General features: G+C 54.9%; 1 tRNA gene and 2 rRNA genes (1 of these 3 cut by a window edge). All 3 read left to right on the top strand.

Features of this window, described 5'->3' with window-relative positions:
- Positions 1-1,953 (top strand): 23S ribosomal RNA (locus tag ACSSV8_RS19800) (it extends 885 nt beyond the left edge of the window).
- A gap of 86 nt (positions 1,954-2,039) precedes the next feature.
- Positions 2,040-2,154, top strand: a 5S ribosomal RNA gene (rrf, locus tag ACSSV8_RS19795).
- A 56-nt stretch (positions 2,155-2,210) separates the two neighbouring features.
- Positions 2,211-2,287: transfer RNA gene (locus tag ACSSV8_RS19790), tRNA-Met, on the top strand.
- The last annotated feature ends 213 nt before the right edge of the window (positions 2,288-2,500 follow it).

Here is a 2,500-nt window from a genome sequence, read left to right as displayed (position 1 = left end):
GGTAGAGCACTGGATGGGTAATGGGGCCCCACAGGCTTACTGATCCTAACCAAACTCCGAATACCGAGGAGTACTGGATGGCAGACAGACGGCGGATGCTAACGTCCGTCGTCGAGAGGGAAACAACCCTGACCTACAGCTAAGGCCCCCAATTCGTGGCTAAGTGGGAAAGCAGGTGGGACGACCAAAACAACCAGGAGGTTGGCTTAGAAGCAGCCATCCTTTAAAGATAGCGTAACAGCTCACTGGTCTAATCAAGTTGTCCTGCGGCGAAGATGTAACGGGGCTCAAGCCACGAGCCGAAGCTTAGGATGCGCATAGCGCATGGTAGCAGAGCGTAGTGTGACATGGTTTCCATCCTCTTTGGTGTCCCTCGGGGCCCCATGGAGGGTTCGAAATCTTCGATGAAGCCGGGGCGTGAGCCATCCGGTGGAGAGATCACTAGTGAGAATGATGACATGAGTAGCGACAAGGAGGGTGAGAGACCCTCCCGCCGAAAGTCCAAGGGTTCCTGCTTAAAGCTAATCTGAGCAGGGTAAGCCGACCCCTAAGGCGAGGCCGAAAGGCGTAGTCGATGGGAACCAGGTTAATATTCCTGGGCCAGATGGAAGTGACGGATCTCGAAGATTGTTCGCCCTTATCGGATTGGGCGGGCCGTTCAGAGGTTCCTGGAAATAGCTCCATCATGAGATCGTACCCTAAACCGACACAGGTGGACTGGTAGAGAATACCAAGGCGCTTGAGAGAACGATGTTGAAGGAACTCGGCAAAATACCTCCGTAAGTTCGCGAGAAGGAGGCCCGGTTCCAAGGCAACTTGGAGCTGGGGGCACAAACCAGGGGGTGGCGACTGTTTACTAAAAACACAGGGCTCTGCGAAGTCGCAAGACGACGTATAGGGTCTGACGCCTGCCCGGTGCCTGAAGGTTAAAAGGAGGGGTGAGAGCTCTGAATTGAAGCCCAGGTAAACGGCGGCCGTAACTATAACGGTCCTAAGGTAGCGAAATTCCTTGTCGGGTAAGTTCCGACCTGCACGAATGGCGTAACGACTTCCCCGCTGTCTCCAACATCGACTCAGCGAAATTGAATTGCCTGTCAAGATGCAGGCTACCCGCGGTCAGACGGAAAGACCCCGTGCACCTTTACTACAGCTTCGCACTGGCATCAGGATTGTGATGTGCAGGATAGGTGGTAGGCTTTGAACCCGTGACGCCAGTCTCGGTGGAGCCTCCCTTGAGATACCACCCTTCGCACTCTTGATGTCTAACCGCGGTCCGTTATCCGGATCCGGGACCCTGCGTGGCGGGTAGTTTGACTGGGGCGGTCGCCTCCTAAAGCGTAACGGAGGCGCGCGAAGGTTGGCTCAGAGCGGTCGGAAATCGCTCGTTGAGTGCAATGGCATAAGCCAGCCTGACTGCGAGACTGACAAGTCGAGCAGAGACGAAAGTCGGCCATAGTGATCCGGTGGTCCCAAGTGGGAGGGCCATCGCTCAACGGATAAAAGGTACGCCGGGGATAACAGGCTGATACTGCCCAAGAGTCCATATCGACGGCAGTGTTTGGCACCTCGATGTCGGCTCATCTCATCCTGGGGCTGGAGCAGGTCCCAAGGGTATGGCTGTTCGCCATTTAAAGAGGTACGTGAGCTGGGTTTAGAACGTCGTGAGACAGTTCGGTCCCTATCTGCCGTGGGTGTAGGATACTTGAGAGGAGTTGCCCCTAGTACGAGAGGACCGGGGTGAACGGACCACTGGTGGACCTGTTGTCGTGCCAACGGCAGTGCAGGGTAGCTATGTCCGGACAGGATAACCGCTGAAGGCATCTAAGCGGGAAGCCCCCCTCAAAACAAGGTATCCCCGAGGGCCGTGGTAGACCACCACGTCGATAGGCCGGAGATGTAAGCGTAGCAATGCGCTCAGTTGACCGGTACTAATCGCCCGATAGGCTTGATTTGATCCAGTAACAGATAGACTGGTAAACAAATCAAAAGCATACACACAAATCAGAACAACTTGACTTGGAACCCCGGGACTTTCCCGGTTTGGTGGTCATAGCACGAGCAAAACACCCGGTCCCATCCCGAACCCGGCCGTTAAGTGCCGTCGCGCCAATGGTACTGCGTCTCAAGACGTGGGAGAGTAGGTCACCGCCAAACCTGGAAAGCCCCGGATAAAACGTATCTCTCAAAAACGATACAACAAACCACAACACCGCGGGATGGAGCAGCCAGGTAGCTCGTCAGGCTCATAACCTGAAGGTCGTAGGTTCAAATCCTACTCCCGCAACCACCGTAACCGACTTAAGGCCCGCACTTGCTGCGGGCCTTGTCGTTTGCGCATCCCCCAACGCCAGAATCCCCGCCAATTCTCCTGCCAGTTCAATGTGATGGCCATTGGGGTAATCCCCCCCGAAATTAAGGGGCTTCAAAAGTAGAATTTTCTCGGCAAGATGAACGAGGAGAATTCGAATGAAGACAAGCAGATACACTGAAGCACAGATTA

This window comes from Roseovarius sp. MBR-79, from assembly GCF_053628555.1.
The sequence above is the reverse complement of the archived record's forward strand: the minus strand, read 5'-3'. Positions and strand labels throughout refer to the sequence as shown.